This window comes from Erwinia sp. (assembly GCF_031978025.1).
GTDB lineage: Bacteria > Pseudomonadota > Gammaproteobacteria > Enterobacterales > Enterobacteriaceae > Erwinia.
In genome coordinates this window covers 1-6,309 of sequence record NZ_DALZCD010000256.1, presented here as the reverse complement: position 1 = coordinate 6,309, position 6,309 = coordinate 1, and the positions used below count along the sequence as shown (strand labels likewise).

At 56.1% G+C, this 6,309-nt stretch carries 5 protein-coding genes; 4 read left to right on the top strand and 1 reads right to left on the bottom strand.

The features are described 5' to 3' along the window. From RTK32_RS17445 to RTK32_RS17430, 4 genes are all read left to right on the top strand, one after another. A partial coding sequence (locus tag RTK32_RS17445) for a Tex family protein (protein WP_312046187.1) occupies positions 1 to 1,601 on the top strand: 1,601 nt, incomplete at its 5' end. 206 nt (positions 1,602 to 1,807) lie between these two features. Next, complete coding sequence (locus RTK32_RS17440; protein ID WP_312046185.1) at positions 1,808 to 2,032, top strand: FeoA domain-containing protein; 225 nt, start codon at positions 1,808 to 1,810, stop codon at positions 2,030 to 2,032. Positions 2,033 to 2,046: 14 nt separating this feature from the next. Beyond that, a complete protein-coding gene (gene feoB / locus RTK32_RS17435; protein WP_312046183.1) occupies positions 2,047 to 4,347 on the top strand; it encodes a Fe(2+) transporter permease subunit FeoB in 2,301 nt (766 codons plus the stop codon). 95 nt (positions 4,348 to 4,442) lie between these two features. Next, on the top strand, positions 4,443 to 6,152 hold the full coding sequence (locus RTK32_RS17430; protein ID WP_312046181.1) for an alpha-amylase family glycosyl hydrolase: 1,710 nt from the start codon (positions 4,443 to 4,445) through the stop codon (positions 6,150 to 6,152). A gap of 18 nt (positions 6,153 to 6,170) precedes the next feature. Here the strand turns inward: RTK32_RS17430 and RTK32_RS17425 are convergent. Then, a partial coding sequence (locus RTK32_RS17425; RefSeq protein ID WP_312046189.1) for a DUF1471 domain-containing protein occupies positions 6,171 to 6,309 on the bottom strand: 139 nt, incomplete at its 5' end.

The following is a 6,309-nucleotide window of genomic DNA, read 5'->3' as shown; positions in this document are numbered from 1 at the left end:
ACGCCGATCCGCAGTTTGACGAGCCGCCGCGCGAAAGTCAGGGCGAGCAAATCATTGCCAGCCATCTCAACCTGCGTCTGAATAACGCCCCGGCCGACAGCTGGCGCAAAGCGGTGGTGAGCTGGACGTGGCGTATTAAGGTGATGCTGCATCTCGAAACCGAGCTGATGGGTACCGTTCGCGAGCGGGCGGAAGATGAGGCGATCAATGTCTTTGCCCGTAATCTGCACGATTTACTGATGGCTGCGCCAGCAGGCATGCGTGCCACTATGGGGCTGGATCCGGGCCTGCGCACCTGCATGAAAGTTGCGGTAGTGGACGCAACCGGCAAGCTGGTCGCGACCGATACGGTTTATCCGCATACCGGCCAGGCTGCCAAAGCAGCGGCTGCCGTCGCCGCGCTCTGTACTAAGCATCAGGTAGAACTGGTCGCTATCGGTAACGGTACGGCCTCACGCGAGACTGAACGCTTCTATCTGGATATACAACAGCAGTTCCCGCAGGTCAAAGGTCAGAAGGTGATCGTCAGCGAAGCAGGCGCTTCCGTTTATTCCGCTTCCGAACTGGCCGCGCTGGAGTTCCCGGATCTGGACGTTTCGCTGCGTGGGGCGGTTTCTATTGCCCGTCGCCTGCAGGATCCGCTTTCCGAGCTGGTAAAAATCGATCCTAAATCGATCGGCGTGGGTCAGTATCAACATGACGTCAGCCAGAGCCAGCTGGCGAAAAAGCTGGATGCGGTGGTAGAAGATTGTGTTAACGGCGTAGGCGTGGATCTGAACACCGCCTCCGTGCCGCTGCTGACGCGTGTCGCTGGCCTGAGCAAGATGATCGCGCAAAACATCGTTAACTGGCGCGACGAGAACGGCCGTTTCCGTAATCGTCAGCAGCTGCTGAAGGTTACCCGTCTGGGGCCAAAAGCCTTTGAGCAGTGCGCGGGCTTCCTGCGCATCAGCCAGGGCGATAACCCGCTGGATGCGTCGACCGTTCACCCGGAAACCTATCCGGTAGTGGAGCGCATTCTGGCCGCAACCGAGCAGGCACTGACCGATTTAATGGGCAACGCAACCGCGCTGCGCGACCTGCGCGCCGTTGATTTTACCGACGAGAAGTTTGGCGTACCGACGGTCAGCGACATTCTTAAAGAGCTGGAAAAACCCGGTCGCGATCCGCGTCCCGAGTTTAAAACTGCCCAGTTTGCGGAAGGCGTGGAAACCATGAACGATTTGCTGCCGGGTATGGTGCTGGAAGGAGCGGTCACGAACGTCACCAATTTTGGCGCTTTTGTCGACATCGGCGTGCATCAGGATGGTCTGGTGCATATCTCTTCGTTGGCAGACAAGTTTGTTGACGATCCGCATAAAGTGGTGAAAGCGGGCGATATTGTCAAAGTGAAGGTCATGGAGGTGGATTTGCCGCGCAAACGCATTGCATTGACCATGCGCCTTGATGAGCAGCCGGGGGAAACCAACGCCCGCCGCAATGCTGGCCGCGATGCCGGCCGTCCCGCTCAAAATAAACCGCGCTCGCGCCCTGCGGCGCAGCCTGCGGGCAACAGCGCTATGGGCGATGCACTGGCTGCGGCCTTCGGCAAGAAGTCCTGACCTGACGCATTCCTTTGCCGTTCCGCGTGTGAATCGTCCGATCCGCACGCTGAACGGCGTTTTTTTACGCGCTTTTCGTTTTCCGTTTACTTTTCAGATAACGTCGTTCGGCGTAAGTTTGTTCTACATCAACTGAACTAAGAATCATTCTCAATATAATTACCCGGGTCAATTATCACGGCAGCGTATTCTACCTGGGTGGTGCTATGAAATTTGCTTCTAATCGTTATTACACAATCATCGGCTTCTCTTCCGCTATCAGTCCGGGCTTCCGGCAAAAGCTGCTGTTACAGGGACTGTGTCCCGGTTCTCGCTTTCAGGTTAAAGCCGTGGCGCCGTTTGGCGGCCCCGTCAAAATCGAAAATGGCTATGCAAGCCTGGCGCTGCGCCGCAAGGACCTTTCCCTACTCCAGCTTGACTGCCTGAACTGAAAACGAGCGAAAATATGAAAGCTTTCACGATTGGTCTGATCGGCAATCCTAACGCCGGGAAAACGACCCTGTTTAACCAGCTAACCGGTGCGCGTCAGCGCGTCGGCAACTGGGCTGGCGTTACCGTCGAACGCAAGGAAGGGACGTTTACCACCGCGCAACACAAGGTAAAACTGGTCGATTTGCCAGGCACTTACTCCCTGACCACCATGTCGGAACAAGGCTCGTTAGATGAACAGATCGCCTGTAGTTACATTCTGAGCGGCGAGGCCGATCTGCTGATTAACGTGGTCGACGCCAGCAACCTCGTTCGCAACCTTTACCTGACGCTACAGCTACGGGAGCTGGGCATGCCCTGCATCGTCGCGCTGAATATGCTGGATATCGCTGAAAGTCAGCATATCCATATTGATGTGGCGCGGCTGGCTGAAGCGCTGGGCTGTCCGGTGATCCCGCTGGTTTCAACACGCGGTACGGGCATCGATCGGCTGAAAGCGGCGATTGATGATTTTGACGGTGCAGCCCCGGCATTGACCGTCACCTATCCCGAAGAGACGGAGCGTCACGTCGCTACGCTACAGGCCGCCATGCCGGTTCAGCTGCAGCCCTCACATCAGCGCTGGCTGGCTTTACAGATGCTGGAAGGCGATGTCTGGTGCCGCATTCAGGCTGGCGATCGCGCCGCTGCGCTTGCCTCGCAAATCGGTACGGAAGCGCCGCTTGCTATCAGCCAGGCTCGTTATGCCACTATCGAACAGCTGTGCCAATGCGCCAGAGGACAGCAAACGGCTATTCCACGCCGCCTTTCCGGCCTGCTCGATCGGGTGGTGCTGCACCGCTGGTTGGGTATTCCCCTCTTCCTGGCCATGGTTTACCTGATGTTCTTTCTGGCCATCAACCTGGGCGGTGCGCTGCAGCCCCTGTTCGAACGGAGTAGCGCCGCGATCTTTATTGATGGGATGCAATGGCTGGGTGCCGTGCTGCATCTGCCCGCTTTCCTGACGCTGTTTCTGGCGCAGGGCATTGGCGGCGGTATCAATACCGTCATGCCGCTAATCCCGCAAATTGGCCTGATGTATCTGTTTCTCTCATTTATGGAAGATTCGGGCTATATGGCGCGCGCGGCTTTTGTTGTGGATCGGCTGATGCAGGCGCTGGGGCTACCCGGAAAATCTTTCGTGCCGCTTATTGTCGGCTTTGGCTGCAACGTGCCTGCCGTGATGGGCACGCGTACGCTTGATGCACCGCGTGAACGCCTGATTACGTTACTGATGGCGCCTTTTATGTCGTGCGGCGCGCGGTTGGCTATCTTTGCTATTTTTGCCTCGGCGTTCTTTGGCCAACATGGTGCGCTGGTGGTATTCAGCCTTTATCTGCTGGGGATTGTGGCCGCCATCTTCACCGGGCTGGTGCTGAAGCACACGCTGCTACGCGGTGAAGCGACACCATTTATGATGGAAATGCCCGCCTGGCACGTGCCGCATTTGAAAAGCCTGTGCCTGCAAACCTGGCAGCGCCTGAAAAGCTTTGTGCTGCGCGCTGGCAAGGTCATTGTGATCGTGAGCGTGATGATTGGCGCCCTGAACAGCTTTACCTTCAGCGGCCAGCCCGTTTCCAGCATTAATGACTCGGCATTGGCGACCGTCAGCCGCCAGCTGACGCCGTTACTTGCCCCGATCGGCGTCAGCAGCGACAACTGGCAGGCCACGGTCGGTCTGCTTACCGGTGCGATGGCGAAGGAAGTGGTTATCGGCACGCTAAATACGCTCTATACCGCCGAAGCGCTGCATAAAGAGGCGTTCGATCCGCAAAGCTTTAGCTTGCTGAACGAGCTGAAAGAAGCGGTGACGGAAACCTGGCAGAACGTACAGGCGACGTTCAGCCTGAGCGTGCTGCTGCATCCTCTCGACGCCAGCAAAGGTGACGGCAGCATGGCAAGCGGCGCAATGGGCATGATGCACAGCAAATTTGCCAGCGATACCGCCGCCTATAGCTACCTGATTTTCGTTCTGCTCTACGTGCCTTGCGTGTCGGTGATGGGCGCGGTGGCCCGCGAAAGCAGTACCGGCTGGATGCTGTTCTCAAACGGTTGGGGGTTGAGCCTGGCCTATACCCTGGCCACGACGTTTTATCAGCTCGCGACTTTCAGCAGCCATCCGCAGTCGAGCATTATAACGCTGGCTGCGGTGGCCCTGTTTAACCTGCTGATGCTGGCGGTGATGAAAAATATCAGGCTCCCCCCGGCCAGGCTGTCGGTCAGAAACCTTCAGGCCGGTGGCTGCGAAGGATGCAGTAAAAAAGGCAGCTGCCACTAAAGCGCGGCCGCCGCAGGAAGTTTGCGCTTTCGCTTCCAGGGTCTACAGTGAACATTACGTGGCGGTAAACCTGTGCGGTGGCTCACTTTATAAAAATGGAAATTATCAACAGTTTAATCGATAAAATCTATGAAGGCGCTTTTCCCGCCGGGACGCTTAACCAGCTGACGGAAGCCATCAGGCAGACGCAAAATACCCTCAGCTACTCGCGCAAAGCGCACTGGGACGAAAAGGACGTGGTGCTGATTACCTACGCCGATCAGTTCCGCGAGCGCGAAGCGCCCACGCTCCGTACTTTCTCTCGCTTTTATCAGCAGCACCTGAAGTGCTTTACCCTGGTCCATCTCCTGCCGTTCTTCCCTTATTCTTCCGACGATGGCTTTTCGGTCATCGATTATCATCGGGTCAATGCTATCTGCGGTGAATGGTCGGACGTGGCGGAACTGCATCAGCATACGCGACTGATGTTTGATTTCGTGTGCAACCATATTTCCGCCCACAGCGCCTGGTTTAAGCACTATCTGGCCCAGGATCCCGGGTGGGACGATTTCTTTATCAGTATGCCACCCGGTACGGATCTCAGCGCGGTTACCCGCCCCAGAACCTCACCGCTGCTGACGCCTTTTACGCTGGCAAACGGCGAAACGCGTTTTATCTGGACCACGTTCAGCGCCGATCAGATTGACCTGAACTTTGCCCGGCCAGAAGTGCTGCTGAGCATGGTAAAGGTGCTGCTTGATTATCTGGCGAAGGGGGCAGATTACGTACGGCTGGACGCGGTAGGCTATATGTGGAAAACGCCCGGCACCTCGTGTATTCATCTGGAAAAAACCCACCAGCTGGTGAAACTGTTTCGCGCTATCGCGGAAGAGGTTGCCCCCGGCACGGCCATCATTACTGAAACTAACGTGCCGCATAAAGATAACATCAGCTATTTTGGCAACGGGCGCGATGAAGCGCAGATGGTTTACCAGTTCTCGCTGCCGCCGCTGCTGCTGCACGCCATCCATTACGGTTCTTCACGTGCGCTGAAGAAGTGGGCAGCTTCGCTGGGCGTTGCCAACGGCACCACCACCTGGTTTAACTTTCTGGCTTCGCACGACGGCATCGGTCTTAATCCACTGCGCGGCATTCTGCCGGAAACGGAAATCGTGTCGCTGGTCAGGGATCTGGCTCTTGAAGGTGCGCTGATCTCCTATAAAAACAATCCTGACGGCACCAGTAGCCCGTACGAAATCAACGTTACCTATATGGATGCGCTGAATAAAAAAGAGGACAGCGACGAGGTGCGCTTCCAGCGCTTTATGTTAGCTCACGCGGTATTACTGGCTTTCCCCGGCGTACCGGCCGTTTATATTCAGAGTATTTTAGGGTCGCGTAACGATATGGAGGGCGTAAAAGTCGCGGGGCACAACCGGGCGATTAACCGCGAAAAATACGCTATCGGTGAGATTGAAGCCGCGCTCAGCGATACCCGTTCGTTGCGCCATAAGGTTTATCACGGGCTTAGCCAGCTGATTCAGTTAAGAACACGCCAGCCCGCTTTTCATCCTGATAACCCTGCCGAGGTGTTGGAAAGCGATAACTCATTGTTTATCTTGCGACGCCGCTCGACGCAGCAAAATGAAGAGATGCTCTGTATTTATAATCTGAGCGGCAAAGAGGTGAGCTGGACGCTGCCGGACAATCGGCTCTATCGCAATATTGCCGGTAACAGCATTTTTGACAGCAACCATCCGCTGACGCTGCCGCCGTGGCACTTTCTCTGGCTGAAAAACGCGGGGGAAAAACAGCAGGCAGAATAAATTCTGCCTGCCTGATACTTATTTATAAACGTCTGCGGTCGCGCTGAATTTACCGTGTTCGCGGCCGGCAATAATCATATAGTATTTACCGCCCTTCTCATCTGCACGCTTTGACAGCACGGCTTTGGCATCCATTGGCGAAGTGGTTTCCGCCGTG